The organism is Celeribacter sp. ULVN23_4, from assembly GCF_054788345.1.
In genome coordinates, this window is record NZ_JBTVYO010000006.1 from 198,653 (window position 1) to 224,739 (window position 26,087).

Sequence of the window (26,087 nt, forward strand, 5' to 3'; positions counted from 1 at the left end):
TGTTCCCCGCCTTGATCTGTGGCAAGGTTTTTGCCGTCTTGAGCCGCCACACGGTCGCATGACTGCCCAAAGACGCCAATTTGCAAGGCAGCTTGCCCCATGCTCAGACAGAAACGTGACGTTTGACGAAGCCCGGCGCGATCCAAGAGACCAGTTCCGACAGGAATACGATCACCGTATAGCTCAAGCCGCCCAGCGCCCCGAGAGCCCCTCCGGACACACCGAGCCGCAGCACCCGGTTGCGCGCCCATATCCGCTGCGGGAGCTGGACGAGCGAGCGCAGCAAACGGAACAGCGCTCCGATCGGGCTGGCTTTGAGCCAGCCGACTTTGCGCTGACGACTCCAATAGACGTTGTCGAACCCTTTCGCCGCCGCGCGGTTCAGGAAATGCCCCATCCCGTTCGGCGCCGGATGCGACATCCACGCCTTGCCCGCCGATTTGATCGCGATCCCGTCCCGGCTCAACGCGCGGGCCATTTCATTGCACTGCCCCCGATAGGCACCAGCCTCCGGGAAAGGATGCGCGTCGAAGGTCGCCTTTCGGATCGCCAGATTGTTGGCAAAGAAGGTGCGCCGATCCGCCAGGTCCGGCAAATCGCGCTGCGGTTTGAAGAACCAGAACAGCGAAAACGCCTGCCCCGCCGCGTCTGAGACGTCCATATAGGTGTTCCCGCCCACGACCTGCACCTGCGGATCGTGAAACGGCGTAAGCAGGGCTTCGAGCCATCCCTCCTCCGGGATCACATCGCTGTCGACGAAGAGGATCATATCCTCGCTGCGCTGCGCCACGGCGTGATTTTTGAGCGCATAATAATGCCGATCACCCGCATTGAGAAAACTCACCGTCCCCGGCCAGCTTTCCGCATCGATACACTCCGCCACAGCGCCCTGCGGCACCGCGACGTCCACGTCTTCAGGATTGTAAGCGATGACCAGATGAAACCTGCAGCCCTCACGTTGCGCGAAAGGCACTGCCTGCGCCTGCAACCGGCGCAACATTTCCTTGGGCCGCGCCAGTTCTGCCAAAAGCGCGTTTTCCCATTCCACGATAACGGCCACGTCCTGAAATGACATGCCACCCCCTAATACTGTCCCCGTAGATACTGCAGAACGGCATATCACGTTTCCGTGACCGTGTAGAAAGGGAATTTTCAAGATTTTCCCCATGCGCCCGCAACATATTGCCCCCGTGCCCACTCAATGGTCTAATGGGCCTCCAAAGAAGCACAAGAAATCGAGCCAACACATATGTCCGACGATCTCCTGACAGGGTCCGAGCCCGCCTATGACGCATCTTCCATTGAAGTGCTTGAAGGTTTGGAACCGGTTCGCAAACGCCCCGGTATGTATATCGGCGGCACGGATGAGCGCGCCTTGCACCACCTTGTGGCCGAGATCCTCGACAACTCGATGGACGAGGCCGTCGCCGGTCACGCCAACCGTATCGAGATGACGCTGCACGCCGATTACTCGGTGACGATCACCGACAACGGGCGCGGCATCCCGGTCGATCCGCACCCGAAATTTCCGGGCAAGTCCGCGCTCGAAGTCATCCTTTGCACGCTCCACGCGGGCGGCAAGTTCTCCGGCAAGGCCTACCAAACCTCCGGCGGTCTGCACGGTGTTGGCTCCTCCGTTGTGAACGCCCTGTCCGATCTCATGGTTGTGCAGGTCGCTAAGAACAAAGAACTCTTCGAGCAACGCTTCTCCCGCGGCATCCCGCAAGGCCCGGTCGAGAAAATCGGCGCGGCCCCGAACCGGCGCGGCACCTCCGTCAAATTCCACGCTGACGAAGAGATTTTCGGCAAGCACCGTTTCAAGCCCAAACGCCTGTTCACCCTGGCCCGCTCCAAAGCCTATCTCTTCTCCGGCGTCGAGATTCGCTGGAAATCCGAGATCGACGATGGCGAGACGCCGACCGAAGCCACCTTCCACTTCCCCGGCGGCCTGGCGGACTACCTGTCCGAAACCCTCGGCGCGGTGACCACCTACTCTGAGCGCCCCTTCGCCGGCACGGTCGAGTTCCAGCCGCGCTTTGGCGTGCCCGGCAAGGTCGAATGGGCGATCAACTGGACGCCGTCCCGCGACGGCTTCATCCAATCCTATTGTAACACCGTGCCCACCCCCGAGGGTGGCACCCATGAACAGGGTTTTTGGGCCGCGATCCTCAAAGGCGTGCGGGCCTACGGCGAACTCGTTGGCAACAAAAAAGCCAAGGACATCACCCGCGATGACCTTCTGACCGGTGGTTGTGCCCTCGTGTCCTGTTTCATTTCTGATCCAGAATTCGTCGGCCAGACCAAGGACCGTCTCGCCACCACAGAAGCCGCGCGCCTCGTCGAAAACTCCGTGCGCGATCACTTCGACAACTGGCTCGCCGCCGACACCAAATCCGCTGGCGCGATCCTCGATTTCCTCGTTCTGCGCGCTGAAGAGCGCATGCGCCGCCGTCAGGAAAAGGAAACCGCCCGCAAATCCGCGACCAAGAAGCTCCGCCTTCCGGGCAAGCTCACCGACTGTACCTCGAAAGACCGCTCGAACACCGAGCTGTTCATCGTCGAAGGCGATTCCGCTGGCGGCTCCGCCAAAGGCGCGCGCAAACGCGAAACGCAGGCTTTGCTGCCGCTCAAAGGCAAAATCCTCAACGTGCTCGGCGCAGCCTCCAACAAGCTGTCATCCAACCAGGAAATCTCCGATCTCTGCGAAGCGCTTGGCGTCGGCATGGGCACGCGCTTCAACGTCGATGACCTGCGCTATGAACGCATCATCATCATGACCGATGCGGACGTCGACGGCGCCCACATCGCCTCGCTGCTGATGACCTTCTTCTACACCCAGATGCGCCCGCTCATCGACCAAGGCCACCTATTCCTGGCCTGCCCGCCGCTCTACCGCCTGACCCAAGGCCCCAAACGCGTCTACTGCCTCGATGAGGCGGAACGGGACGAATGGCTGGAAAAAGGCCTCGGCGGCCGCGGCAAGATCGACGTGTCGCGGTTCAAAGGCCTTGGCGAAATGGACGCCAAGGATTTGAAAGAAACCACGATGGACCCGAAAACCCGCAAGCTGATCCGGGTGACGATTGACGAGGACGAACCGGGCGAAACCGCCGATCTGGTCGAGCGTCTGATGGGCAAAAAACCGGAGCTTCGGTTCCAGTACATTCAGGAAAACGCGAAGTTTGTTGAGGAATTGGATGTGTGATTAGGGTTCTCGAAAGTCTTACTTTCGAGAAACAAAGGAGATTTAGATGACATGTGTGTTCATTAGCTGGAGTGGTGAAATTTCGCGTGAATTAGCTGAAGTTCTGCGAGAATGGATACCGTCAGTATTACAGTTTGCGAAACCTTATTTCACACCAAACGATGTTGAAAAAGGTGCCAAATGGGGAGCCGAAATTTCAAAAAAACTCGCAGAGTCAAATGTGGGCATAATATGCCTTACTAAGGAAAACGTGGAGAAACCTTGGATATTATTTGAAGCTGGGGCACTTTCGAAGGATTTAGATAATTCCAAAGTATGCTCTGTGTTGTTTGGCCTAGAAAACACTGACATTTCGGGGCCTCTTTCTACATTTCAAACTACTGAATTTAGAAAATCCGATTTTAAGAAAATGATGCAATCAATTAATGACTGTGGAGACAGCGCAAAACTTGAGCAAAGCACCTTTGATAACGTTTTTGAAATGTGGTGGCCAACACTTGAGGAAAAAGTCAACAAAATACTTACTAAGGAACGTACGGTAGGAAAAGAGATACGTTCTGATCGCGATCTTCTCGAAGAAATTTTGCTACTAAGTCGAAGCCGACTTCGAAAAAGTGCATCTTCCGAAAATGAAACTTCGATCCCTACCGAATATCTAGTCGATTTATTAAAACCAATTGAAAAACTTGTTCTGCAGAACGCAGTGACTGAAGACAAAAAGATTCAGTCCGAATTATCTAATGTTCTTCATCTTTTGCGTTATTTAGCAAGGCACTGCCCCTCACCAGAGCGTATGGAAAATACAATTATTGAGCTAGAACACTGTAACGATAATTTTCTCCCATTTTGAAAAATGAGTAGAAAATTATCATTCTAGCCCCAAAAAGCAAAGACCCCGCCAAAGCGGGGCCTTACAGCACTGGCCATCGGATTGCGGTCTCCGGTCTGACCAGCGGCCCTTGGTAGGGTCTTAATGCGGATGCCGAAGCAGGGCCGCCACGTCCAAAATATAGTCCTTCATAGATGCTTTGTCAAAACCGACAAGCCCAGCCCGTGCAGCACACAAGACATCACACGCGCCAATTCTGCCTCAGAAAGCGTTTCCATCTGGTAAACCCGCTTCCCGTTGCGATCCTTCCCAAGCCGTAACAAATCGGTGCGCTTCCAACTTACGGAACACACCATATCCCCCTTCACCCAACGCGTCACCTTCCCCCACCTCGGAGGCAATGCGAACGGAATATCTAGAGTACAATGATAAGGCATGGCCGGATCCGGCACCGTGGTACTTAATGGCACCACGGTACAAAGCCCGTGCCGTTTCTGAATCGCCTTCGACACCACCACCGCCAAACGCGGTTTGATCATCTCCGGCGGTACAAATCCCTTATCGAAATCAACACAAACAATTGTCCCCTGAGCGGGATGATATCTGAGCCCCATGGTCCCCCATCCTCTTTCAGATCAATGAATCACAGGCTCAGAACATCTGACAAGACAAAATCCCCCTCACACAAACCTCACCCTTCCATCACATCCCCGTGCCCCCACTTGCGTCAAACGGTCGCAATATCCTTATCTGTGTTAACGCTCACATGCAGCGACCACATAAGGACCACTCAAATGCAGAATTTCTTCAAATCCCTCGCCCTCACCTTCGCGGCTCTGATGGCCTCTCCGGCACTCGCGGAATCCGACGATCCGCTGCACAGCCCGCAAGTGACCAAAGCCGCGACCTCGAGCGCGCCGGTCCTTCCGAACAAGTAACCTCCAACGGCTCGCCTCACAGAGCCCCCACCCCTCAGAGCAATGCGCAAAATTCCCCCGCCGCCCGGCGGGCTTTTGCCGCCACACATTGCCGTGACGTGACCATGCCGGGACGACGCCCTACCTTCGCTCAAAACGAAGGAGGCCAAGATGACCAACCTGAGCAACCCCATTCTCATCGCGCTTGTCGCGCTCACCGCCGCCCCGGCGCTCGCCGACGGGCCAAAGAACAAAAAGCCCCACGGCGACGAGTACAGCTATATGGTTCCCAAAGGCTGCCACCTGCCGCCGGGGATCGAGAAGCAGATGCGCGAAGGCAAACGGCATGAGCTGCCGCCGGGGCTCGACAAAAAATGCTACGGCGCGCAGGCCACGCATCACCGCTATGACCGCGGCGATCATTTGCCCGACGGCTACAAGCTGATCCGCGATTATGACCGCTACGGTCTGCCCGACCCGAAGGGCGACCGATATGTGATTTCCGACGACACGATCTACAAGATCGCCCGTGACGGCGCGATTGTCATTTCCGTACTCGGCATCGCCAATAACATTCTCGGAAACTGAGCCGCCCCCGCCTCTTCACAAGACAGTGAGGGAGCGACAGAACCTTCCCTGTGGCGCGTTTATGGGTACAGGAACAAACAACGGAGGCCACCATGCGCCGCAACAGACTGACACGCCCCGTACTCGCCGCCAGCGCCCTGCTGCTTCTGGCCACGCCCGCTCTGGCCAACGGCCCGCAGGGGCCGCAGGGCAAGCCGATGGTTTACCCGCAGCAGCAGGAACAGATGCGCCATCAGGAGCGCCAAAGGCAGCCGCAGCCTGCGCCCAAGCCCGTGCGCGTCGAGAAACACGACGACAACGATCTGGGTGAGGTTCTGACCGCCATCGCCGCCATTGGGGTTTTGGCCTCGGTGCTGAACTGACGGCATCTCACCGAACACGCCATTCGAAACGCCCCGCTGGGGCGTTTCTTTTTACGCTCCGATTATGTCTCCGGCTTTGAAAGCTGCCCGACGAAAGTCCGACAGAAGTCCGACGCTTTGCCGACAGCGTTTGAAAAGCTTTTGACCCCTTGAAATCATCCGACCATAGTCTGCTCATGACCCAGCCTTCCGATCCTCTCGATCTCGCACAAAACAAGCTCTCAGAGTTGTTCCGAGAGCGCCCACACCTCGCCGCACGGGCCGAGGATGTGGAGCTTTTGAGAACCCGAGGCGAACGCGCCGCCTTCAGCCTCCACTGGGACGGTCGTCCGGCTGTGGCCAAGCTGATTTGGCATAGCGAAAAGGTGCGCGCCGTGAGCGGCCAAACCGGCGCGTTGAAGGAGCTTGTCGCACATCTTGGCGCTGGTCCAGCACAGGTGCCAGAAGTGCTGCACATCGCCCCAAAGGCCGGCTTTTTCGTGATCAGCCGGGTCGTAGGAACCTCTGCGGAGGACATTCTAAGACATGGGGGCGAAAAGGAAATTCCAGGCATCGCAAAGGCCGCAGCCTTTTGGATGTCGCATGCGAGCGGATTGCGGCGTGAAACCAAAGCCTTCCCGTTTGACTGGTTCGAGGATCGACTTGATACGTTTACACTGGGCATTGCCGCAGATGTCGCAGCCCGCACCAGAGAGCTCCTGAAAACTGCCCCGAACGAGATCACATTCTGGGCCGGTCATGGCGATTTCTGGCCGGGAAATCTCATGCTGGACGGCAAGACGGTGACAGCGATTGATCTTGCCGGGCGGCGTGATATTCCATTGATTGAGGACTACGCGCGCTTTGCCATGGGGCTGACGATCTATAGCGAAGAGGGGCTGACGCGGAAGATCACTGATCCCCTATTGCAAGGCCTTCCGGGCAACGAAGCAAAACGCGCCTTCCCGATCTTCTATGGCCTTCTCCTTGCACAGAAAATTCAGGCGTCGGGCGGATTAAAACACGCCCATGAAAGGGCGCGTTTTCTCGCGTTGTAACCGGCTCAGGCAGGGACGATCTGCCCAGCCTCAAGCCGCACCACCCGGTCCATTTTGGCGGCCAGTTCAAGGTTGTGCGTTGCGATCAAAGCCGATAGCCCCTCGTCCCGCACCAGTCCCATCAGCACGTCAAAAACCAGAGCAGAGGTTTCCGGGTCAAGGTTGCCCGTGGGTTCATCCGCCAGCAAAAGACCCGGCTGATTGGCCAGCGCGCGACAGAAGGCAACGCGTTGCTGTTCGCCCCCCGACAGCGCCGAAGGCCGGTGTTGGGCGCGTTTGCCGACCCCGACTTTTTCCAGCAATGCCATCGCCCTATCCACCGCCTCCCATTCCGGCACGGCGTTGGCGAGCTGCGGCAGAACCACGTTATCGAGCGCGGTGAACTCCGGCAGAAGGTGGTGGAATTGATAGATAAAGCCAACACCCGCGCGGCGCATCGCGGTGCGGGTCTTGTCGCTCCGCCCGGTCATGTCTTCCCCGGCAATCTCGACTGTGCCGGTATCGGGCAAATCCAAGAGGCCAGCGATATGCAGAAGCGTCGACTTGCCAGCACCCGACGGGGCGATCAAGCCAACGATTTCGCCACGCGAGACGCTGAGGTCCACACCGCGCAACACCTCGACTTCATTCGGCTTTCCGGCGTTGTAGGTTTTCCGAAGGCCTTGCAGGGACATCATGTCATTCATAGCGCAGCGCCTCCACGGGGTTCATCCGGGCCGCGCGACGCGCCGGGAAAATCGTAACGATAAAGGACAGGCCCAGAGAGAGCGACACGGCCTTGAGAATATCCACGGTACGCAGCTCGGCGGGCAATTCGTAGATGCCCCGGATCGAAGGATCCCAAGCCCCGCCACCACTGAGCCAGTTCACAAAGCTCAGCACCTCGTCAATGTAGATCGCAAACAACGAACCGAGGATCACGCCCAAGATCGTGCCGAGCACCCCGGTGATCGCGCCACAGATGAAAAACACCCGCAAAATAGAGCCTTCGGTGAGGCCCACAGTGCGCAGGATACCGATATCGCGCCCTTTGTTTTTCACCAACATGATCAGGCCCGACACGATGTTCATCGACGCGATAAGAACGAGAACCGAGAGGATGACGAACATCACGTTGTCCTCAATATCGAGGGCGCGCAGGAACGACCCTGAGGCATCACGCCAAGTCCAGACCATCCCGCGTTCTCCCACCGCTTTCAGCAGGGGCACGGTGATGTCATCGACCGCATCTGGATGCTCCACCATGACCTCGATCTCATCGGCGGCACCTTCGCGGTTGAAGAACTTTTGCGCCTCGACGAAAGGCAGATAAGCCCTTGTTTTATCGATATCATAACGTCCAGCAGAGAAGACATAGACGACCTCGAAAGAAGACACCCGCGGGCTTGTGCCAAAGGCGGTTTTCGCGCCTTCGGGAGAGATGAGCTTGATCCGATCGCCCACGGTGACGCCCAGTTCACGGGCCACACCTGAGCCAATGGCGATGCCTTCCGAGAACCGGGAAATGTCACCCCAATGCTCATCCGGCGTGATCGCCACACGCGGGATCGTCATCAAGTTCTCAGGCGTAATGCCATAGACTTCGACACCTGAATTGCGGCCGTTCGAGGTGGCCATAACCTGTCCCCGCACCAAAGGCGCAGCGCGGGTCACGCCCGGAACCTCACGCAGTTTCGCAGCCCAATCGTCGTAATCTTGGATCGCGCGGGAGGTCTTCCCCTCCGGCGTCACATAGATCGAGGAATAGACCGTGACATGGGCGTTCGAGCCGAGGATCGTATCGACGAATTCATCGCGGAACCCGGTGCGCACGGCGAGCGTGATGATCAGCGCCGCAACCGCCAGCGTGATGCCGATCAGCGAGATCCATGTCATGACGGACACCCCGCCCTCCTCGCGCCGGGCGCGCAGATAGGCAAAGGCGATTTTCCACTCGAAGCGGGAAAAGGGCTTGGTCGTTCTGGCCGCGTCCACGGGGAGGCTCCTTAAAGGTTTGCCAGACCAAACCCTTTGACGCGCCGAAGGTCAAGCGCGGCGGCCTGAACCCTCCGTGAAACCCTGCGATCAGAACGTGAGACCCGAGCGCGCTTTGCGGCGACGAAACGGCCAGAGCAGCAGCGCCAAAAGCCCTGAAAGCAAGACCCAGCCGCCCAGATAGCCCGCAGCGGCAGAAATCCCGCCCTCGAGCGTCAGGGGAAGCGCAGGTCTGAAATCATCGAACGTGGCGCGGGCCAGCTTGGTATCGGCCACCCGCTGCGGCATGGCGAGGCGCTCCAGCGGGGAGGCCTGCCGAAGCGCGACCAGGTCGTCAGAGAGACGGCCATAGCGGTCAATCGTGGCGCGCATGTCCCGCCGCCGGTTTTCGAGAAACACCGAACCGCCCATGGAAGCCAAAGCGTCCTCCCGGGTCATATCCGCCTTTTTGGCGGAGGCATCGAAATCGGCGATGACGACGCGCAGGGCCTCGACCTGTCCTGCGAGACGTTGTGTATATTGTTGGGTAAACTCAGGAAACTGGGACACAACGGCGGCCCCCAACAGGCCGCCCGCAAGGGCGATTGCTCTCAACATAGCTGCCTCTCTTCCGTCTTTTGCGGAGTTCATTGGGCAAAGGCTAAGAGGATTCGGGGCGCGCTTTCAAATCAAGCACCGAAAAATGTTCAGAAAATGCGAAAAATCGCCGATACCGCAAACAATGCAGGCAGATCAACAGGGATCGAAGGCAAGACTTGAGGTGAGCCAGTTGATCATCGGGTTGATCTCGCTCTGGACGCTCGGATCATACGTGATTTCGTAAAAACCGTAGGCGGGATCGCCCTCGCAGGTCTCCCCCGAGATCATCCGGACATAGTAGATCGCCCCGTCCACAGCCTGCACCCCGGAGAGAACATAGGTATCCGGGTCAATTTGCGCATCATAGGTGATGCTATCGCCATCCATCGCGCGCAGTCCCCTGCGCTCCGCCACTTCTGCTTGCAGAGGGGCGGTGATTTGATAGCTGCCGTAGATCGTCAGGGAGGTCAGCCCATCGACAGAAATGAATTCCCGCCCATCGCCATTGGTCGGCGGCGGGGCGTCAGGGACGAAGTCCATCGGTAGACGAGCAGAGAGATCGAACCGGTCGTTATGGTAGATCATGTGATCTGCCATGGCCGGGCTGGCGGCCAGAAAGGCCAGACTGGCGGCAACAACAGAAGAAAGCTGGCCCATAAAAAACGGCTCCGAAATATGATTTCGGAGCCGATGCTAACTTTCCCTCACCCCAAAAGCGAGGTTTTACACGGCCAATGCCGCGTAGATTTTCGTAATTTTCTCAATGGCCTGTTCCGGCGACATCTCTTCGCTCTCGCCAGTGCGGCGCGAGGTGACTTCGACGACACCATTGGCCAGACCGCGCGGGCCGACAGTGATGCGCCAAGGCAGACCGATCAGGTCCATCGTGGCGAATTTTCCGCCCGCACGTTCCTTGCGGTCGTCATAGAGCGGTTCAAGCCCGAGCGCTTCGAAGGATTTGTAAAGCGCTTCACAGGCTGCATCGGCTTCTTCGTCGCCTTGTTTCAGGTTGACGATGCCCACGTGGAACGGCGTGACGCCCTCCGGCCAGATGATGCCTTTGTCGTCGTGGTTCGCTTCGATGAGCGCGCCGAGAAGACGCGACACGCCGATACCGTGCGAGCCCATTTCGACCGGAACGGGTTTGCCATCCGGACCTTGAACGGTTGCCCCCATGGCTTCGGAATATTTGGTGCCGAAGTAGAAGATCTGGCCAACCTCGATACCACGCGCCACACGGCGGCGCTCTTCCGGCACTTCGTTGAACAGCGCTTCGTCGTGGGTCTCATCGGTGCGCGCGTAAAGCGAGGTGAACTCTTCCATCACTGCGCGGCATTCTTCGACGCTGTCATAATCGATCTCGCGCTTGCCGAGTTTGATGTCGGTCACGGCGCTGTCGTAGAACACCTCGGATTCGCCGGTTTCGGCGAGGACGAGGAACTCATGCGTATAGTCGCCGCCAATCGGACCACCGTCGGCACGCATCGGAATGGCCTGAAGGCCCATGCGTTCATAGGTGCGGATATAGCTCACGAGGTGACGGTTGTAGGCGTGCAGCGCATCCTCTTTCGTCAGGTCAAAGTTATAGCCGTCCTTCATCAGGAACTCGCGCCCGCGCATCACACCAAACCGCGGACGCATTTCGTCGCGGAACTTCCATTGGATGTGATAGAGCGTCAGCGGCAGGTCTTTGTAAGACTTCACATAAGAGCGGAAGATGTCGGTGATGACCTCTTCGTTCGTCGGACCATAGAGCATATCGCGCCCCTGACGATCAGTGATCCGCAGCATCTCTTCGCCGTAATCGTCATAGCGACCGCTCTCGCGCCACAGATCGGCGGATTGGATGGTCGGCATCAGGAGCGGGATATGACCCGCGCGCTGCTGCTCTTCATGAACGATCTTTTCGACGTTCTTGAGAACCTTGTAGCCCAGCGGCAGCCAGGAATAGATCCCCGCCGCTTGTTGCCGGATCATGCCGGCCCGCAGCATCAAACGGTGCGACGCGATCGACGCCTCGGCAGGAGTTTCTTTCAAAACCGGAAGGAAGTAGCGCGACAGACGCATCGGTGAGGCCCTCGAGTGGATCAATGTTTGCAACGGTCTATGCCATCGCCTTGGGCCAGACAAGCCGCAGGGCGTTGGAAAACTGCGGGAAACGGATGCGAATACGCACCAGTTTAAGATCAGAACCGGAAAAGCACAGGCGCGCAACACCTCGGCCCGAACTGAGCCTCTGTCCCTTCCCGGCGCGCTCTTCCCCTTGAAACCGCTTCCCCCTCGGGCGATATGAAAGAAAAGAGCGGAAAGGCAAGCATGGCATTACCGGTACGGGATCAGATGAAATACTGGGGCATCGCTGCGGCGGTGTTTTTCGTGCTTCTATGGGTGATGGGGGATGTGATCCTCCCCTTCGTCTTGGGCATGGCCGTCGCCTATATGCTCGACCCGGTCGCAGATCGCCTCGAATCATGGGGGCTCAGCCGCGTCGCCGCCACGATTGTCATCACCATCGTGGCCGCCATATTTTTCGTACTCATCGCTCTTCTCGTCATTCCGACCCTGATCAAACAGGCGACGGAACTGGTGAACATCGCTCCGACGCTGATCGACAATTTCCAGACCTTCCTGACTGCGAAATTCCCCGTCCTGCTCGATGAGTCGAGCCAGCTGCGCCAGACGCTTGCCCAAATCGGCGAAACCATCCAATCGAAAGGCGGGGAGTTGCTGTCCGGTGCGATCGCGTCTGCGATGAGCCTGTTCAACGTGGTGATGCTTTTGGTGCTCGTACCAGTCATCACTTTCTACCTCCTGATGGACTGGGACCGCATGGTCGCAGAGATCGACAAGCTTCTGCCTCGTGACCACGCGCCGATCATCCGCCGCCTGGCCTCCGATATCGACCTGACGCTCGCCTCTTTCATTCGTGGGCAAGGCACCGTCTGTCTGATCCTTGGCACGTTCTATGCCGTCGGCCTGATGCTCGTCGGCCTGAAATTCGGCCTCGTTGCGGGCGCCATTGCCGGCATCTTGACCTTTATTCCCTATGTCGGCGCCATCGTTGGCGGCATCCTGTCCATCGGTCTGGCCCTGTTCCAATTCTGGGGCGAATGGCAGTGGATCATTGCCGTCGTCGCGATCTTCGCAGTGGGTCAGTTCGTCGAAGGCAACATCCTGACCCCCAATCTGGTTGGCTCATCAGTGGGGCTGCACCCGGTCTGGCTCATCTTCGCCCTCTCCGCCTTCGGCACGATGTTCGGGTTCGTCGGCATGCTGGTCGCTGTGCCCGTTGCCGCAGCACTTGGCGTCGTCGCCCGTTTCGCCATTTCGCAATATCGCGACAGTCGCCTCTATCGTGGTTTAGAGACCTCCGCTCCGGACACTCCTGACGACGATCTCTGACTATGGCCGAACAACTCATTCTCGATCTTCCAGTCCGTCAGGTGCTCGGGCGCGATGCGTTTTTCGTCTCGCCGTCTAATGCCGTCGCCATGGCGACGCTCGACGCCGTGGACAACTGGCCGTCCGGCAAACTTGTTCTGGTCGGTCCGATGGGGGCAGGCAAGACGCACATGGCCCATGTCTGGGCCAGTGATCATAACGCCGTCATCCTTTCCTATGACGCACTGACCACCGCCGATATTCCCGCGCTCGCGGCGCAGCGGTTTGTTGTCATCGAAGACGCCGACCGCATCCCCTCCCTGCCCGAGCCGCGTCAGGCCGAAGAGGCCCTGTTCCATCTGCACAACCTGACCTTGGCCGAGGGTGGACGTCTGCTGCTCACCGCGCAGACCGCGCCCAACCACTGGCAACTCGGCCTGCCCGATCTCGCCTCCCGGATGCAGGGGACGACTGTTGCGCGGATCGAAGCGCCTGACGACATGCTTTTGACCGCAATGCTCGTCAAACAATTCGATGACCGCCAGATTGCCGTGCCCAATGCACTGATCCCGTGGCTGGTGAAACGCATGGAACGCTCCGCCGCCGCCGCGCGCAGTTTGGTGGAAACACTCGACGACGCTGCGCTGCGCAGCGGCAAACCGATTTCCCGTGGCCTCGCCGCACAATTTTTCCCGAAAGAAGACTGATCTTTCAGGAAGTTTTTGTTTTCGCACAAAAATCATGCGATTGACGAAGCCACGGGCTTTTGGCACTGTCGCCCCAAGCCAAGGAATGCGCCGTGACAGATATGACCGATCTTCCTCACACAGAGACCCTTGAACAGGATTGGGGTATTTTCGGACGCCCCCTGTTTCTCGACAAGGAAGCCCGCGCGCTGTCGCGTGTCGGCGTTGTCGATGTCGGATCGAACTCGGTCCGCCTCGTGGTCTTTGACGGCGCGGCACGCAGCCCCGCCTATTTCTACAATGAGAAGATCATGTGCGGGCTCGGGGCCGGCCTTCGGGAAACCGGACGGCTCAACCCGGACGGCAAAGAACGTGCCATGTCCGCGATCCGACGGTTTCAGAAACTGGCGCAAGGTATGGGCATCCCACCACTGACGGCGGTCGCGACCGCTGCGGTACGGGAGGCTGAGGACGGTCCCGCTTTTCGGGAGGACGTGGAGCGGGAGACTGGCCTCAGCCTTTGGGTTATCGACGGAGAGGAAGAGGCGCGGCTGTCGGCACAGGGTGTGCTGCTCGGCTGGCCCGAGGCCGACGGGCTTGTCTGTGACATTGGCGGTTCCTCGATGGAGCTGGCCATCGTCTCCAAAGGCACGGTCGGCAAGCGCATCACCTCCCCGCTCGGCCCGCTTAAATTACAGGGTCTCACCGGAGGGCGCAAAGGCCTCAAGGATCACATCGCCCCGATCATGAAAGATCTGGCCGAGGTCATGGGGACCGAACACAAGCGAATCTACCTTGTGGGTGGCTCTTGGCGCGCCATTGCGCGGATCGACATGGAACGCCGGAACTATCCGCTGCACGTCCTGCACGAATACCGGATGTCGAGCCGCTCGGTCACCGACACGATCAAGTTCATCCGCAAAAGCGATATGTCGGAGCTGCGGTCCAAGACCGGCACCTCTTCGGCCCGTATGTCTTTGGTTCCGATTGCCTCCGAAGTGCTGCGCCAACTGGTGCGCACCTTCCATCCCAAGGAGATTTGCATCTCCTCCTACGGCATTCGCGAAGGCCTGCTCTATGAGCAAATGCCCGATGGCGTGCGCGCCCGTGACCCGCTGATCGAAGCCTGTCGCTTCTCAGAACAGAAGGACGCGCGGGTGCCGGGCTTTGGCAAACGCCTGCACAATTTCATCGAGCCGCTGTTCCGGGCGCGGCAATATGAGAAGATGCGGCTGATCCGCGCTGCCTGTCTCTTGCATGACGTGACATGGCGCGCGCATCCCGATTACCGTGCGGAAGTCTGTTTCGACAACGCCACGCGCGCCAATCTCGGCGGGCTAACCCATAACGAGCGCATTTTCCTCGGGCTGGCCTTGCTCCACCGCTACAAGAACTCGCGCGAGAACACGCCTTTCACCGATCTGATCAACATGCTCTCGGAGAAAGAAATCCGCGACGCAGAAGTCTTGGGCAAAGCCATGCGCTTTGGCGCGATGTTCTGTGTGAATGAGCCGACCAACGTGGCGAAGCTTGATTACTTCCCGAAGAAGAAAGAGCTGATCCTGACGTTGAGCCCCGATGCCGAAGACCTCTTTGGCGAGGTCACCAACGCACGGTTCCAATCGCTCGCCAACAGTCTCGGCGCAAAAACCGACGTCCGTCACGCCAAGGTCTAAGCCTCAGAGATCAATCGCCTCATCATCCGACCTCTCGGCATCCGGCGGCATGGCCTCCGGCCCAGGCTCTTGCGGCGGAGTGAGCGGACGATCCGGTTTGCGCCGGATCAGGATATCGCCATTGGGAAGAATTTCCGGCGCTTCATAGGCATTGAGATCATCAACGAAGCCCTCAAGGTCTTCGAGCGCAGGCCCCATGTCCTCGAACAACTGTTCCAGCAAGAGCCGTGAGCCTTCGCGCAGCATGTTCCAACCTTCTGATCCCTCAGAAGGCGGCGTCTCTTCGGCGGCCAGAGGACTGGCCATCAGCATCGTGATCAGAGCAATTCGTTTCATGCGCCCAATATAGGTGTTTTTCATGACGGTTTCACCCCGTCCTCGGCAAATCCAGATCGACGGTCACCGGGAAATGGTCCGACGCTGTCAGCAAAGCCTGCTGCAATTCCTTGTTCTTGAAACACTGCGGATCATCGAACGGATGCCAGATGCGCCACTTGCCCCCCTCCCTCAAATCCTGCGAGACCATGATATAATCGAGAAGCGCCGAGAGATAGCGTTTCTCCTCGTCAATATAGAACCGTGCGGAAGTCCGCCCCTGATTGCCGCGCTTCGACAGAGCTTCCGCCGCATGGGGATCACAGAGCCGCATTTCGGGAGGCACATCCGGGTCCTCGCGCCCCATGACGATCTCGACCCCGGAACGCCCGAACAGTTTTTCGTATTCGTCGATCCCCGGACCATCATTGAAATCGCCCAGCACGATCAGCGGGTCTCCCGCCTCCAAGTGGCCCTCGACACGCTCTCGCAACCAGATGCATTGCGCCAGTTGCTTGCGCCGGTTCTCGATGGAAATGCGGATCACGTCATCGCGGTTGCGCGCGCCATGCGGCGCTTTGGACTTGATATGCACCCCGATCATGCGAAACGCGAAGCCGGTCGCCCGCACCTCCATCGCAAGTTCCAGCGGCGGCTTTGAAAACCGCACCTCTTCGCGGTCGCGGTCCGTATCCAGATCAAGCCGATATATCGAATTGAAAGCAGGCGGCTCGAACGCTTCGCCCAGTCCCGCAGGCGCACCCATCGGATCATGTCGGGCCCGCAGCACCAAAGGATCATAGAGCAGTGCGATCTCCTGTTGGGTCTCGTTCACATAGCCCATCTCGACCGCCATCGCCCGCAGCCCGGCCCAGTCGGCAAATTGCTCCAGCGCGCGGATGGTGTCGCGTTTGCGGTTGGTGTCCGGCGCCTCGATCACCATGATCGCGTCGGCATCCAAAGCGTTGAACACTTTGCCAATCGCTTCGAGTTGCATTTCGCGGCTGACGTTGTGGCGCGCTGACCATTCATCATCCGCCAACGGTCGCCCCTTGTTGTCGAACAGGTTATCGAACCATTCGACATTATAGGTGGCGATCCGAAGTGTCATACCACCCGCTCCGACTCGATCTCCTCCCAGGCGGCGTTGATTTCCACCAACCGGTCGGAGGCCAATTGCACCGCCTCTTCCGGCACCCCGCGCGCGATCATACGGTCGGGATGGGTTTCGCGCACCAAGGCGCGATAGGCTTTCTTGATCTCGGACAGCGGGGCGGAAGGATCGACACCCAGAACATCGTAAGGATCGCGCACCGCATCCGGGACGTAGCGCGCCCGAAGCACGCGGAAGGCGCGCGGTTCAATGTCGAAAATCTCAGCGACACGGGTGAGGAAGGCATCTTCGCCGGGATGGTATTCGCCATCGGCCATGGCGATATGGAACAGCCCATCCATCAAATCCATCAGCGGACGGCATTCCTTGCCGTACATCTTTTTCACGCTTTTCGCGTAGTCTTCGAACCCCGCCACGTCTTGGCGCGCGAGGTTGAACACCCGAGCGGCGGCGGCTTCGTCCTCTTGCGCGATCTGGAACACTTCCCGAAAGGCTGTGACCTCATCGCGGGTCACAAGCCCGTCGGCCTTGGCCATTTTCGCGCCCAGAGCAATGACGGCGATGGTAAAGCCCATACGTCGCTCCGGCTCCGAGCGGAACTGCTCGAACACCGAAGCGAGGCTTTCGCCAGCGCCAAGCGCCTTGAGCGCCTCAAGAATGCGGGTCCAGATCGACATAGGGCCAGTTTATCCGCGAAACCCTCTCAAGTCCCGCGACAAATCCGTGAGTTCAAAGGAATTTCTGCAGGAACAATACATCAAGCCAGCGGTCGAACTTAAACCCCGCCTGCGGGATGCGTCCGGCTTCTGCATAGCCAAGCGCCTTGTGAAAGGCGATGGAACCTGTGTTGTCGGCATCAATCGCGGCGATCATCGAATGATGGCCCGCCTCGCGCGCATGTTGTTCGGTCATCAGCATCAGCGTCCGGCCAAGCCCAAGCCCCTGCGCGGCATCATTCAAATAAACCGAATGCTCCATGGTAAACCGATAGCCGTTGTTGCCCGGACGGAACTGATCATAGGTCGCATAGCCGACCACCTCGCCCTTGATCTCCGCCACATAGAACGCGCGGTCGCGCGCCAGTCGGTCGTCAATCATCGCCACCCAAGCCGCCTCGTCGCGCTCAACTGAAGAGAAGGACGCGGTGGAGCCTGCAATCACCGGGGCCATGATGGCTTTGAGCGCGGCGGCGTCTTTCGCCTCAGCCACGCGCAGATGCGGTTTCTCGGTCATGCGATCCAGATCTCCCCTGATGGCGTGCCAATCTCAGCGGTGAGACCGGGTTCCAAAGATTGTACAATTCGAACATGTTCCATCGCAGAGACAAAAGGCGCAAGCGCGGCGCGCAGCCCCTCTGCATCCGGATGGGAAATCTTGAGACGGCGCATGGCAAGACCGGGATCGAGCAGCCCCGGAACGGGACGCGGGGAATGCCATTCGATCAAAGCCGGAAAGCAATTGTCAAAAGGCAGAACGCCGGTTTCAGGCACGATCATGCGCCAAGCGTAATCGCCGCGCTGAAACGACATGATGCGACCGACATCGGCAGGCGCCAATTCCCACGCTTCTTCGAGATCATCACAGGCGACAACCCAGTTCGACAGGCGCGGAGGTCCACCAAAATTGTCCAAATCGAACCAACGAGGGAACTCAGGTCGCTCCGCGTCCGGATCGGGCGCGATCACTTCGAGATAGGCATCCGGCGCCATCGCCAGCAACACGTTATGCGTTCCCATGTCGGGATGCTTGCCGCCCGGACCGAATTCCACGTCGAGCAAAGCCTCCATGGCGTCTTTGCCCTGCTCCAGATCCGATGCGGAAATCACCAGATGATCAATCCGGTAGGTCATTCATATTGTCCTTATTGAAACTTGTCTGGAGCGTCCCCATCTCCATATGACACTTCCTTAACCTAACTTTCAGGAAAGACCAGAAAAAGACAATGCTCCTGCGCAAATTGGAACAGTTCTTCGACAGTGAGATCTCAGGCGGTATCGTGCTCATGGTGGCCGCCGTCGCTGCCATGCTCGTGGCCAATTCCTCGCTTTATCCCTTCTACGATGGCGCATTGTCGTCGTATTTCACCGTTCAACTTGGCGACACGGGCCTTTCCAAACCCCTGATCCTATGGATCAACGACGGTTTGATGGCCGTGTTCTTCCTGCTCGTCGGGCTCGAACTCAAACACGAGTTGATGGAAGGCAAGCTTAAGAATCCGCGCGACGTGGTCCTTCCGGGGATGGCCGCTGTGGGTGGCATGGTGGTGCCTGCGGCAGTCTATTTCGCGCTCAACATCTCCTCGCCCGAGACGCACAGTGGCTGGGCCATTCCGGCCGCGACCGACATCGCCTTCGCGCTCGGCATTCTGGCGCTGGTGGGGGACCGCGTGCCTTCTTCGCTCAAGGTCTTCCTGTTGACACTGGCTATCCTTGATGACCTTGGCGCAATCCTGATCATCGCGTTCTTCTACACCGCTGAACTGCATCTGGATTACCTGTTCCTCGCGGTCATCCCCTTAGTGATCATGTTCTATCTCAACCGGGCAGGCATTCACCGGATCGCACCAATCATCCTTCTCGGGACGGTGCTCTGGGTTCTGGTCCTGAAGTCCGGCGTGCATGCAACGCTGGCCGGTGTGATCACCGCCTTCTTCATTCCGATGAAAGACAAATGGGGCAAATCGCCGCTGCACGCGCTGGAGAATGCGCTGTCACCTTACGTTTTCTTCCTGATCGTGCCGATCTTTGCCTTCGCCAACGCTGGCGTCGTGCTCTCAGGCGTGACCTTTGCCGATGTGTTCTCGCCCCTGCCGCTCGGCATTGCGCTGGGTCTCATCCTCGGCAAACAGGTCGGCGTGTTCGGCATGACCTGGCTTTTGGTGAAATTCGGCGTGGCGAAGAAACCTTTCGGCGCGACGTGGCTGCATATCTACGGCGTGGCAGCGCTGGCCGGGATCGGTTTCACCATGTCGCTGTTCATCGGTGGGCTGTCCTTTGAGGACGCGTTCCACATGAACGAAGTGCGGATCGGCGTGTTGTCCGGTTCCGTCATCTCCGCGATCATCGGCTTTGTGGTGCTCAAATTCGCTCCGGCGGAGGACAGCAAGGCCGAAAAGATCGACGAGGCCGAAATCACTGCGCCAAAGGTGCAAGAGGCCACGCATTAACACGCATCACATCGCAAACAATAAGGGCCGGAGGAGCAATCCCCCGGCCCTTTTTCATTGCGGCTCAAATACTCGGATCACTCGGTCGAGATCAGATCAAGGATTTCACGTGCCGCCGCCGGAATATTCGTCCCCGGCCCGAAGATCGCCTTCACGCCCGCATCATAGAGGAATTGGTAATCCTGCTGCGGGATCACGCCCCCGCAAATCACGATGATGTCCTCGGCCCCCTGCTCTTTCAGCGCTTCGATGAGCTTCGGGGCCAACGTCTTATGGCCCGCCGCCTGCGAGGAAATGCCGACGATATGCACATCGTTGTCGATGGCGTCCTGAGCGGCTTCTTCCGGCGTCTGGAACAGCGGACCAACGTCGACATCAAAGCCGATGTCGGCGAATGCGGTGGCGATGACTTTTGCCCCACGGTCGTGGCCGTCCTGCCCCATCTTGACGACGAGCATGCGCGGACGACGCCCGGCTTTCTCGGCGAAGGTCTCGACGTCTTTCTGGATCTGGGCAAAACCCTCGTCGCCCTCGTAGGCGGCGCCGTAGACGCCCGCCAGTGTTTTCACCTCGGCGCGGTGACGTCCGAATGCTTTTTCCATGGCCATCGAAATCTCCCCAACGGTTGCACGCGCGCGGGCGGCCTCGACCGCCAGCGACAGGAGGTTGCCCTCGCCGGTTTTAGCCGCCGCTTCGAGCGCGCCGAGGGTTTCCTCGACCTTGGCGGCATCGCGCGTGGCTTTGATCTTGTCGAGGCGGGCGATCTGGCTGTTGCGCACGGCCACATTGTCCACGTCGAGAATGTCGATCGGGTCTTCCTTGTCCTTACGGTATTTGTTGACGCCGACGATGACTTCCTCGCCCCGGTCGATATTAGCCTGACGTTTCGCGGCGGTCTCTTCGATCCGTAGCTTCGGCATGCCGGAGTTGACGGCCTTGGTCATGCCGCCCATCTCTTCGATCTCTTCCATCAGAGCCCATGCTTTATCAGCCAGCTCTTTGGTGAGGCTTTCGACATAGTAGGAGCCTGCCAGCGGGTCGACCACATTGGTGATCCCGGTCTCTTCCTGAAGGATGAGCTGCGTGTTCCGGGCGATGCGCGCGGAGAACTCGGTCGGAAGCGCGATGGCCTCGTCCAAAGCGTTGGTGTGTAGCGATTGCGTGCCACCCAAAGCCGCCGACATCGCCTCATAGGCGGTTCGGATCACGTTGTTATAGGGGTCTTGTTCCTGCAACGACACGCCGGAGGTCTGGCAGTGGGTCCGCAGCATCTTGGATTTGGAGAGCTTCGGCTCGAACTCATCCATCACGCGAGTCCAGAGATAGCGCGCAGCACGGAGCTTCGCGGCTTCCATGAAGAAGTTCATGCCAATCGCGAAGAAGAACGACAGACGCCCCGCGAATTTATCGACATCCATCCCCGCCTTGATCGCGGTGCGCACGTATTCGCGCCCGTCGGCGAGCGTAAACGCCAGCTCCTGCACGAGGTTCGCGCCCGCTTCCTGCATGTGATAGCCGGAAATCGAGATCGAGTTGAATTTCGGCATCTCGTTGGCCGTGAACTCGATGATATCCGCGATGATCTTCATCGAGGGCTCGGGCGGGTAAATGTAGGTGTTGCGCACCATGAACTCTTTCAGAATGTCGTTCTGAATGGTCCCGGCGAGCAACGCGCGGTCATGCCCCTGTTCTTCGCCCGTCACGATGAAGCTTGCGAGGATCGGGATGACGGCCCCGTTCATCGTCATCGAGACGGAAACCTTGTCGAGCGGGATACCGTCGAAGAGGATTTTCATGTCCTCCACAGAGTCGATCGCCACACCGGCCTTACCGACATCGCCCACGACGCGCGGGTGATCGGAGTCATACCCACGGTGCGTTGCCAGATCGAAGGCGACCGACACGCCTTGCTGACCGGCGGCCAGCGCCTTGCGGTAGAACGCATTCGATTCCTCGGCGGTCGAAAAACCGGCATATTGGCGAATGGTCCAAGGGCGGCCCGCGTACATCGTCGCTTTCACACCACGGGTGAACGGCTCCGTGCCCGGTGTGTTGCCGAGGTGCTCCATCCCTTCGAGATCATCTTCGGCATAGAGCGGCTTGACCTTGATCCCTTCGAGCGTGTCCCACTCAAGAGCCTCAAGCGGCTTGCCTCTGAGTTCTTTCGTGGCAATTTCTTCCCACTTCTTCCTGTCCGTCATCGTCAGGCTCCTTCCCATTTTCTCATCGCCGCCCCTTGGGGCTGCGTTCAACCTTGGTTTGGCCGTCCCGGCACCCTATATTGAGAGGACCTTGGGAGGACCGATGAAACATTTCTATCTCGCCGCCATCACAGCGCTTTTTCTGATCCCCAGCCCGCTTTTGGCGCAGGAGGAGATCCCCTCCGATCCCTTGATCCAAAGCGCGGACGACATCGAGCTGTCCGCCTTCAAATGGAAAAACCGCGTCATCGCCGTTTTCGCCGACAGCACACTGGACCCGTCGTACAATGAACAGCTTTCGCTTTTGGAAGAGCGGCCCGACCCGCTTCTCGAACGGGACGTGGTCATTTTCACGGACACCGACCCCGACGCCCGCTCCCCCTTGCGCACAGAATTGCGCCCGCGCGGGTTCGCCCTCGTGATCGTCGACAAGGACGGCCGCGTGATGCTCCGCAAACCCGACCCGTGGGACGTGCGCGAGATCACCCGCGCCATCGACAAAACACCGCTCAGACAGCAAGAGATGCAAAGCGGGCGGTGAGCCTGTCGGCAGACTACTCCGCGAAATCCTCGCGCAGGGGGATGCGGCCAAAGGCAATCTTGGCCCCCGTGTAGGGCACATGATGCGGCGGCAAGAGGCCGTAGCGCACCGTGTCCTGTCCAAAGCGCTGGTTGAGCCGGTCGATGGCCAGACAGAGCGGCGCGCGGTCTGCCTTTGGTGCAAATAGATCGTCCATCACACGGGCCTCCTTGATCAGCCCGCCCAGAGTGACAGAAACGGCTTTCGGACGTGGACAGGGTGTCAGCCCGGCCCATAGCTCCGACAAGGCCTCCAAGAGAAAGAATGTGTCTTGCGTCGCATACAGCGACCTCTCGCGATATTGCCGCCGCTTGTCTTGAGCCTTGAGACTGATGGAGAGGCTGCGGGTAAAATAACCCTCGCGACGCAGACGTGCGGCGGCTTTGACCAACAGACGCCGCGCGACGAGCCGCGCGCCCTCCGGCGTGGCATTGGGCCCCGTCAGCACCTGCCCGTGACCGATCATCCCGCGTTTGGTTTCGGGCCAGACCACCATTTCGCCGCGCAGTTCGCGAATGAAGCGCTCCCCCGCGACACTGCCCCAGATGGCCCGCGCACGCTTTGGAGCGATGCCATAGAGCATGTTCACATCCGAAATCCCGGCCGCCTCCAATCGTGCTTTCATACGCCAGGACACGCCCGGTAAATCGTCCAAAGCCAGATGCGCAATCTTCTCGGGCAGAACCTCCGGCGTCAGCCAGTGAAGCCCCATCGGCTTTTCCAATTCGGCGGCGAGCTTTGCCAAAAGCCGCGTCGGGGCAAGACCGACGGAACAGCGCAGCGCCGGACTGATCCGGAGCACGGCCCGCTGTAAGGCCCGTCCGATCTCCAACGCCCGAGGCAGTTCCTGCTCTGATCCCATCAAAAGACAGGAGCATTCGTCGATCGACCAGACCCGATGTACCGGGACAACCGTTTCGACCGCCTGTAAAATCGCATGGTGATAGTCGACGCAGACGTCGTGCTTCACCGGTCGAAACACGATCCCCGGGCATAACAGCCGCGCCTCGTCCTGACGTGTTCCCATGCGCACGCCGCAGCGTTTCGCTTCGACACTCGCCGCGATGCAAGCCGCGTTGCGGGCATCCGTCGTCAGAACTCCCACGGGGCGCCCCATCAGCGCAGGCTCCTCCGCCTGCGCCACGGAGGCGTAGTAACTGTTCATATCGAAGAAGAGAGTCGAAACACGCAGAGACATGGCCGGGCAAGCAGGAACGAAAGTCACCGGACAGACTAGAACAAAAAGAGAACAATTGTCCAGCCTGCCGCGTTTCCCGCCTCATATATGCCCGCCCGGCCATCATGGCTTACTCGAACTCCATGATCACTTCGTCGACTGCGAGGCTGTCGCCCGCAGCGGCGTTGATTTTGGAGACGACCCCTTTGCGCTCGGCGCGCAGGATGTTTTCCATTTTCATCGCCTCGACGGAACAAAGCGCCTGCCCCTCTTGGACCTCGTCACCAATCTCAACATTCACTTTGACGATGAGACCCGGCATCGGGCAGAGCAGAAGTTTCGAAGTGTCCGGCGGCAGTTTCTCGATCATGTATTTAGACAGTTCAGCCGCCCGCGGGCTGCGTACATAGACCTTGAGATCGGCACCGCGCGAGCGAATGCGGAAGCCGCCCGGGATTTTACCGACTTTGAGGGTCAACGTGCCGTGTTCCATATCGATCAGAGCCAGCGTATCGCCCGGCGTCCAAGTGCTCTCGATGCGGTGACGGGTGTTGTTGATCAATACGGTCGAGCCGCGTTTGTCCGCCTCGACACTCACCGGGAAGTCCTGATCGCCGATCTGCACAACCCAGTCGCCGCCGACATAGCGTTCGTGATTGTCCATCCGGCCCGAAATACGCGCCCGGCGCACCTCGGCCACACGGTACATGGCCGCACAGGCCGCCGCGATCCGTTCAAGCTCTTCATAGGGCAGATCAACCCCATGGAATCCTTCCGGGTATTCTTCCGCGATGAAGGCCGTCGTGATGTCACCGGAAACGAATTTCGGGTGATCCATCACGGCAGACAGGAACGGCAGGTTGTGACCGATGCCTTCGACCTCGAACGCGTCCAGAGCGTTGCGCATGTTGTCGATCGCAGTGTCGCGGCTCAGACCCCAGGTGCAGAGCTTGGCGATCATAGGATCGTAATACATCGAGATCTCGCCGCCCTCGTAGACGCCGGTGTCGTTGCGCACGATGTTGGTTTTCGTGACGATCTCTTCCGGCGGACGGTATTTCGACAGACGTCCGATCGACGGCAGGAAATTGCGATACGGATCTTCTGCATAGAGGCGGCTTTCCATCGCCCAGCCGTTGATCTTCACATCCTCCTGCGTGATCGTCAGCGCTTCGCCATTGGCGACGCGGATCATCTGTTCGACGAGGTCGATGCCGGTGATCAGCTCGGTCACAGGGTGTTCCACCTGAAGGCGGGTGTTCATCTCCAAGAAGTAGAAATTGCGGCTGCCATCGACGATGAATTCAACCGTCCCTGCGGAGGTGTAGCCCACGGCCTTGGCCAGAGCGACCGCCTGATCGCCCATCGCTTTACGCGTGGCTTCGTCAAGGAAGGGCGACGGGGCTTCTTCGATGACTTTCTGGTTGCGGCGCTGGATCGAACATTCGCGCTCGTTGAGGTAAATGCCGTTGCCATGCGCATCGCAGAGCACCTGAATTTCAATGTGGCGCGGCTGGGTCACGAATTTCTCGATGAAAATCCGGTCATCCCCAAAGGATGAGGCAGCCTCGTTCTTGGACGACTGGAAGCCCTCCCGTGCCTCCTCGTCGTTCCAGGCGATCCGCATGCCCTTGCCGCCACCACCAGCGGAGGCTTTGATCATCACCGGGTATCCGATTTCATTGGAGATCTTGACCGCCTCTTCGGCGTCTTCGATGAGACCCATGTAGCCGGGAACGGTGTTCACACCGGCGTCCTGAGCGATCTTTTTCGAGGTGATCTTGTCGCCCATAGCTTCAATGGCTTTGACCGGCGGACCGACGAAGGCGACGCCCGCGTCGGCCAGAGCTTCGGCGAACTTGGAGTTCTCCGACAGGAAGCCATAGCCCGGATGCACGGCTTGCGCGCCGGTCTGTTTGATCGCATCCATCACCTTGTCGATGACGATGTAAGACTGGTTCGCCGGCGGCGGGCCGATATGAACCGCCTCGTCAGCCATCGCCACATGCAGCGCGTTCTTGTCCGCGTCCGAATAAATGGCGACGGTTTTGATCCCCATTTTCTTGGCGGTTTTCATCACCCGGCAAGCAATCTCGCCTCGGTTCGCAATCAGGATCTTGTCGAACATCTCCTGCCCTCTCCCTTTTCTCAAATCAATCCTCTCCGCTGACCCGCGCAACATGCGGGGGCGATCAACGGCCCGTGGGTTAAAGTCACGAAAAAAGCCCTCCGGACGGACAGGTCCGGAGGGCTCTTTGTCATGCATGTCTCACGGCGCTCAGACGCGCCGGTCAGACGAA

The 26,087-nt window shown here is 58.9% G+C and carries 26 protein-coding genes; 11 read left to right on the forward strand and 15 right to left on the reverse strand.

Annotated features, from left to right (window positions below; translation table 11 throughout):
- Window positions 1–103: 103 nt before the first annotated feature.
- Window positions 104–1,075 (reverse strand): glycosyltransferase, encoded by a 972-nt coding sequence (locus ACYBHZ_RS14280; RefSeq protein ID WP_460274953.1) that lies wholly within the window; start codon window positions 1,073–1,075, stop codon window positions 104–106.
- A 174-nt stretch (window positions 1,076–1,249) separates the two neighbouring features.
- On the opposite strand from ACYBHZ_RS14280, the gene parE reads away from it, so the two are divergent.
- Window positions 1,250–3,205: a DNA topoisomerase IV subunit B gene (gene parE / locus ACYBHZ_RS14285; RefSeq protein WP_460274954.1), complete on the forward strand. Its 1,956-nt coding sequence runs from the start codon at window positions 1,250–1,252 to the stop codon at window positions 3,203–3,205.
- Window positions 3,206–3,251: 46 nt separating this feature from the next.
- A complete protein-coding gene (locus ACYBHZ_RS14290) occupies window positions 3,252–4,055 on the forward strand; it encodes a TIR domain-containing protein (protein WP_460274955.1) in 804 nt (267 codons plus the stop codon).
- A gap of 167 nt (window positions 4,056–4,222) precedes the next feature.
- Here the strand turns inward: ACYBHZ_RS14290 and ACYBHZ_RS14295 are convergent, their stop codons facing one another.
- On the reverse strand, window positions 4,223–4,648 hold the full coding sequence (locus ACYBHZ_RS14295) for a type II toxin-antitoxin system PemK/MazF family toxin (protein ID WP_460274956.1): 426 nt from the start codon (window positions 4,646–4,648) through the stop codon (window positions 4,223–4,225).
- A 180-nt stretch (window positions 4,649–4,828) separates the two neighbouring features.
- Between ACYBHZ_RS14295 and ACYBHZ_RS14300 the strand changes: the two genes are divergently transcribed.
- The 4 genes from ACYBHZ_RS14300 (at window position 4,829) to ACYBHZ_RS14315 (ending at window position 6,938) form a co-directional block, all read left to right on the forward strand.
- A complete protein-coding gene (locus ACYBHZ_RS14300) occupies window positions 4,829–4,972 on the forward strand; it encodes a hypothetical protein (protein ID WP_460274957.1) in 144 nt (47 codons plus the stop codon).
- A gap of 150 nt (window positions 4,973–5,122) precedes the next feature.
- Window positions 5,123–5,539 (forward strand): hypothetical protein, encoded by a 417-nt coding sequence (locus tag ACYBHZ_RS14305; RefSeq protein ID WP_460274958.1) that lies wholly within the window; start codon window positions 5,123–5,125, stop codon window positions 5,537–5,539.
- A gap of 92 nt (window positions 5,540–5,631) precedes the next feature.
- Complete coding sequence (locus tag ACYBHZ_RS14310; protein ID WP_460274959.1) at window positions 5,632–5,901, forward strand: hypothetical protein; 270 nt, start codon at window positions 5,632–5,634, stop codon at window positions 5,899–5,901.
- 176 nt (window positions 5,902–6,077) lie between these two features.
- On the forward strand, window positions 6,078–6,938 hold the full coding sequence (locus ACYBHZ_RS14315; RefSeq protein ID WP_460274960.1) for a phosphotransferase: 861 nt from the start codon (window positions 6,078–6,080) through the stop codon (window positions 6,936–6,938).
- Window positions 6,939–6,943: 5 nt separating this feature from the next.
- On the opposite strand, the gene ACYBHZ_RS14320 is transcribed toward ACYBHZ_RS14315, so the two are convergent.
- The 5 genes from ACYBHZ_RS14320 to proS all read right to left on the reverse strand — a co-directional run bounded on the left by ACYBHZ_RS14320 (window position 6,944) and on the right by proS (window position 11,558).
- The gene (locus ACYBHZ_RS14320; protein WP_460274961.1) at window positions 6,944–7,624 is read right to left on the reverse strand and encodes an ABC transporter ATP-binding protein; all 681 of its coding nucleotides are present in this window, start codon (window positions 7,622–7,624) and stop codon (window positions 6,944–6,946) included.
- Window positions 7,617–8,912 carry a lipoprotein-releasing ABC transporter permease subunit gene (locus tag ACYBHZ_RS14325; RefSeq protein ID WP_460274962.1) on the reverse strand — a complete coding sequence of 432 codons (1,296 nt, stop codon included), beginning with the start codon at window positions 8,910–8,912 and terminating at the stop codon, window positions 7,617–7,619. Before ACYBHZ_RS14325 ends, ACYBHZ_RS14320 begins: the two co-directional genes overlap by 8 nt.
- A 90-nt stretch (window positions 8,913–9,002) precedes the next feature.
- Window positions 9,003–9,509: a DUF2937 family protein gene (locus ACYBHZ_RS14330; protein ID WP_460274963.1), complete on the reverse strand. Its 507-nt coding sequence runs from the start codon at window positions 9,507–9,509 to the stop codon at window positions 9,003–9,005.
- A gap of 135 nt (window positions 9,510–9,644) precedes the next feature.
- The gene (locus tag ACYBHZ_RS14335; RefSeq protein ID WP_460274964.1) at window positions 9,645–10,148 is read right to left on the reverse strand and encodes a hypothetical protein; all 504 of its coding nucleotides are present in this window, start codon (window positions 10,146–10,148) and stop codon (window positions 9,645–9,647) included.
- A gap of 66 nt (window positions 10,149–10,214) precedes the next feature.
- The gene (proS, locus tag ACYBHZ_RS14340; protein WP_460274965.1) at window positions 10,215–11,558 is read right to left on the reverse strand and encodes a proline--tRNA ligase; all 1,344 of its coding nucleotides are present in this window, start codon (window positions 11,556–11,558) and stop codon (window positions 10,215–10,217) included.
- A 249-nt stretch (window positions 11,559–11,807) separates the two neighbouring features.
- On the opposite strand from proS, the gene ACYBHZ_RS14345 reads away from it, so the two are divergent.
- The 3 genes from ACYBHZ_RS14345 to ACYBHZ_RS14355 all read left to right on the forward strand — a co-directional run bounded on the left by ACYBHZ_RS14345 (window position 11,808) and on the right by ACYBHZ_RS14355 (window position 15,234).
- Window positions 11,808–12,893 carry an AI-2E family transporter gene (locus tag ACYBHZ_RS14345; protein WP_460274966.1) on the forward strand — a complete coding sequence of 362 codons (1,086 nt, stop codon included), beginning with the start codon at window positions 11,808–11,810 and terminating at the stop codon, window positions 12,891–12,893.
- Between the two features lie 2 nt (window positions 12,894–12,895).
- The gene (locus ACYBHZ_RS14350; protein ID WP_460274967.1) at window positions 12,896–13,579 is read left to right on the forward strand and encodes a P-loop NTPase family protein; all 684 of its coding nucleotides are present in this window, start codon (window positions 12,896–12,898) and stop codon (window positions 13,577–13,579) included.
- 101 nt (window positions 13,580–13,680) lie between these two features.
- Complete coding sequence (locus ACYBHZ_RS14355) at window positions 13,681–15,234, forward strand: Ppx/GppA family phosphatase (protein WP_460274999.1); 1,554 nt, start codon at window positions 13,681–13,683, stop codon at window positions 15,232–15,234.
- 3 nt (window positions 15,235–15,237) lie between these two features.
- Here ACYBHZ_RS14355 and ACYBHZ_RS14360 read toward each other — a convergent pair whose 3' ends face one another.
- From ACYBHZ_RS14360 to ACYBHZ_RS14380, 5 genes are read right to left on the reverse strand one after another with little or no spacing between them, the layout of a single operon-like run.
- Entirely contained in the window at window positions 15,238–15,594 is a 357-nt protein-coding gene (locus tag ACYBHZ_RS14360; RefSeq protein ID WP_460274968.1) for an AAA+ family ATPase, read from the reverse strand.
- Between the two features lie 7 nt (window positions 15,595–15,601).
- Window positions 15,602–16,660 carry an endonuclease/exonuclease/phosphatase family protein gene (locus ACYBHZ_RS14365; RefSeq protein WP_460274969.1) on the reverse strand — a complete coding sequence of 353 codons (1,059 nt, stop codon included), beginning with the start codon at window positions 16,658–16,660 and terminating at the stop codon, window positions 15,602–15,604.
- The gene (locus ACYBHZ_RS14370) at window positions 16,657–17,340 is read right to left on the reverse strand and encodes a TerB family tellurite resistance protein (RefSeq protein ID WP_460274970.1); all 684 of its coding nucleotides are present in this window, start codon (window positions 17,338–17,340) and stop codon (window positions 16,657–16,659) included. Before ACYBHZ_RS14370 ends, ACYBHZ_RS14365 begins: the two co-directional genes overlap by 4 nt.
- Before the next feature lie 52 nt (window positions 17,341–17,392).
- Window positions 17,393–17,896: a GNAT family N-acetyltransferase gene (locus tag ACYBHZ_RS14375; protein ID WP_460274971.1), complete on the reverse strand. Its 504-nt coding sequence runs from the start codon at window positions 17,894–17,896 to the stop codon at window positions 17,393–17,395.
- Window positions 17,893–18,513 carry a VOC family protein gene (locus tag ACYBHZ_RS14380; RefSeq protein ID WP_460274972.1) on the reverse strand — a complete coding sequence of 207 codons (621 nt, stop codon included), beginning with the start codon at window positions 18,511–18,513 and terminating at the stop codon, window positions 17,893–17,895. The genes ACYBHZ_RS14375 and ACYBHZ_RS14380 overlap by 4 nt, the downstream gene beginning before the upstream one ends.
- A 92-nt stretch (window positions 18,514–18,605) precedes the next feature.
- Between ACYBHZ_RS14380 and nhaA the strand changes: the two genes are divergently transcribed.
- Complete coding sequence (gene nhaA / locus ACYBHZ_RS14385) at window positions 18,606–19,829, forward strand: Na+/H+ antiporter NhaA (protein WP_460274973.1); 1,224 nt, start codon at window positions 18,606–18,608, stop codon at window positions 19,827–19,829.
- A gap of 77 nt (window positions 19,830–19,906) precedes the next feature.
- Here the strand turns inward: nhaA and scpA are convergent, their stop codons facing one another.
- Complete coding sequence (gene scpA, locus ACYBHZ_RS14390) at window positions 19,907–22,030, reverse strand: methylmalonyl-CoA mutase (RefSeq protein WP_460274974.1); 2,124 nt, start codon at window positions 22,028–22,030, stop codon at window positions 19,907–19,909.
- Window positions 22,031–22,133: 103 nt separating this feature from the next.
- Here scpA and ACYBHZ_RS14395 point away from each other — a divergent pair, with 103 nt between their 5' ends.
- Complete coding sequence (locus ACYBHZ_RS14395; protein ID WP_460274975.1) at window positions 22,134–22,571, forward strand: DUF4174 domain-containing protein; 438 nt, start codon at window positions 22,134–22,136, stop codon at window positions 22,569–22,571.
- A gap of 13 nt (window positions 22,572–22,584) precedes the next feature.
- Here the strand turns inward: ACYBHZ_RS14395 and ACYBHZ_RS14400 are convergent, their stop codons facing one another.
- Entirely contained in the window at window positions 22,585–23,808 is a 1,224-nt protein-coding gene (locus ACYBHZ_RS14400) for a Y-family DNA polymerase (protein ID WP_460274976.1), read from the reverse strand.
- A 109-nt stretch (window positions 23,809–23,917) separates the two neighbouring features.
- Window positions 23,918–25,915, reverse strand: coding sequence for an acetyl-CoA carboxylase biotin carboxylase subunit (locus tag ACYBHZ_RS14405; protein WP_460274977.1), 1,998 nt, complete (start codon window positions 25,913–25,915; stop codon window positions 23,918–23,920).
- Window positions 25,916–26,087 lie beyond the last annotated feature (172 nt).

Coding starts and splice junctions, on each gene's coding strand:
- ACYBHZ_RS14280 (WP_460274953.1), bottom strand. CDS start 1,075: ATGTCATTTCAGGACGTGGCCGTTATCGTGGAATGGGAAAACGCGCTT.
- parE (WP_460274954.1), top strand. CDS start 1,250: ATGTCCGACGATCTCCTGACAGGGTCCGAGCCCGCCTATGACGCATCT.
- ACYBHZ_RS14290 (WP_460274955.1), top strand. CDS start 3,252: ATGACATGTGTGTTCATTAGCTGGAGTGGTGAAATTTCGCGTGAATTA.
- ACYBHZ_RS14295 (WP_460274956.1), bottom strand. CDS start 4,648: ATGGGGCTCAGATATCATCCCGCTCAGGGGACAATTGTTTGTGTTGAT.
- ACYBHZ_RS14300 (WP_460274957.1), top strand. CDS start 4,829: ATGCAGAATTTCTTCAAATCCCTCGCCCTCACCTTCGCGGCTCTGATG.
- ACYBHZ_RS14305 (WP_460274958.1), top strand. CDS start 5,123: ATGACCAACCTGAGCAACCCCATTCTCATCGCGCTTGTCGCGCTCACC.
- ACYBHZ_RS14310 (WP_460274959.1), top strand. CDS start 5,632: ATGCGCCGCAACAGACTGACACGCCCCGTACTCGCCGCCAGCGCCCTG.
- ACYBHZ_RS14315 (WP_460274960.1), top strand. CDS start 6,078: ATGACCCAGCCTTCCGATCCTCTCGATCTCGCACAAAACAAGCTCTCA.
- ACYBHZ_RS14320 (WP_460274961.1), bottom strand. CDS start 7,624: ATGAATGACATGATGTCCCTGCAAGGCCTTCGGAAAACCTACAACGCC.
- ACYBHZ_RS14330 (WP_460274963.1), bottom strand. CDS start 9,509: ATGTTGAGAGCAATCGCCCTTGCGGGCGGCCTGTTGGGGGCCGCCGTT.
- ACYBHZ_RS14335 (WP_460274964.1), bottom strand. CDS start 10,148: ATGGGCCAGCTTTCTTCTGTTGTTGCCGCCAGTCTGGCCTTTCTGGCC.
- proS (WP_460274965.1), bottom strand. CDS start 11,558: ATGCGTCTGTCGCGCTACTTCCTTCCGGTTTTGAAAGAAACTCCTGCC.
- ACYBHZ_RS14345 (WP_460274966.1), top strand. CDS start 11,808: ATGGCATTACCGGTACGGGATCAGATGAAATACTGGGGCATCGCTGCG.
- ACYBHZ_RS14350 (WP_460274967.1), top strand. CDS start 12,896: ATGGCCGAACAACTCATTCTCGATCTTCCAGTCCGTCAGGTGCTCGGG.
- ACYBHZ_RS14355 (WP_460274999.1), top strand. CDS start 13,681: ATGACCGATCTTCCTCACACAGAGACCCTTGAACAGGATTGGGGTATT.
- ACYBHZ_RS14360 (WP_460274968.1), bottom strand. CDS start 15,594: ATGAAAAACACCTATATTGGGCGCATGAAACGAATTGCTCTGATCACG.
- ACYBHZ_RS14365 (WP_460274969.1), bottom strand. CDS start 16,660: ATGACACTTCGGATCGCCACCTATAATGTCGAATGGTTCGATAACCTG.
- ACYBHZ_RS14370 (WP_460274970.1), bottom strand. CDS start 17,340: ATGTCGATCTGGACCCGCATTCTTGAGGCGCTCAAGGCGCTTGGCGCT.
- ACYBHZ_RS14375 (WP_460274971.1), bottom strand. CDS start 17,896: ATGACCGAGAAACCGCATCTGCGCGTGGCTGAGGCGAAAGACGCCGCC.
- ACYBHZ_RS14380 (WP_460274972.1), bottom strand. CDS start 18,513: ATGACCTACCGGATTGATCATCTGGTGATTTCCGCATCGGATCTGGAG.
- nhaA (WP_460274973.1), top strand. CDS start 18,606: ATGCTCCTGCGCAAATTGGAACAGTTCTTCGACAGTGAGATCTCAGGC.
- scpA (WP_460274974.1), bottom strand. CDS start 22,030: ATGACGGACAGGAAGAAGTGGGAAGAAATTGCCACGAAAGAACTCAGA.
- ACYBHZ_RS14395 (WP_460274975.1), top strand. CDS start 22,134: ATGAAACATTTCTATCTCGCCGCCATCACAGCGCTTTTTCTGATCCCC.
- ACYBHZ_RS14400 (WP_460274976.1), bottom strand. CDS start 23,808: ATGTCTCTGCGTGTTTCGACTCTCTTCTTCGATATGAACAGTTACTAC.
- ACYBHZ_RS14405 (WP_460274977.1), bottom strand. CDS start 25,915: ATGTTCGACAAGATCCTGATTGCGAACCGAGGCGAGATTGCTTGCCGG.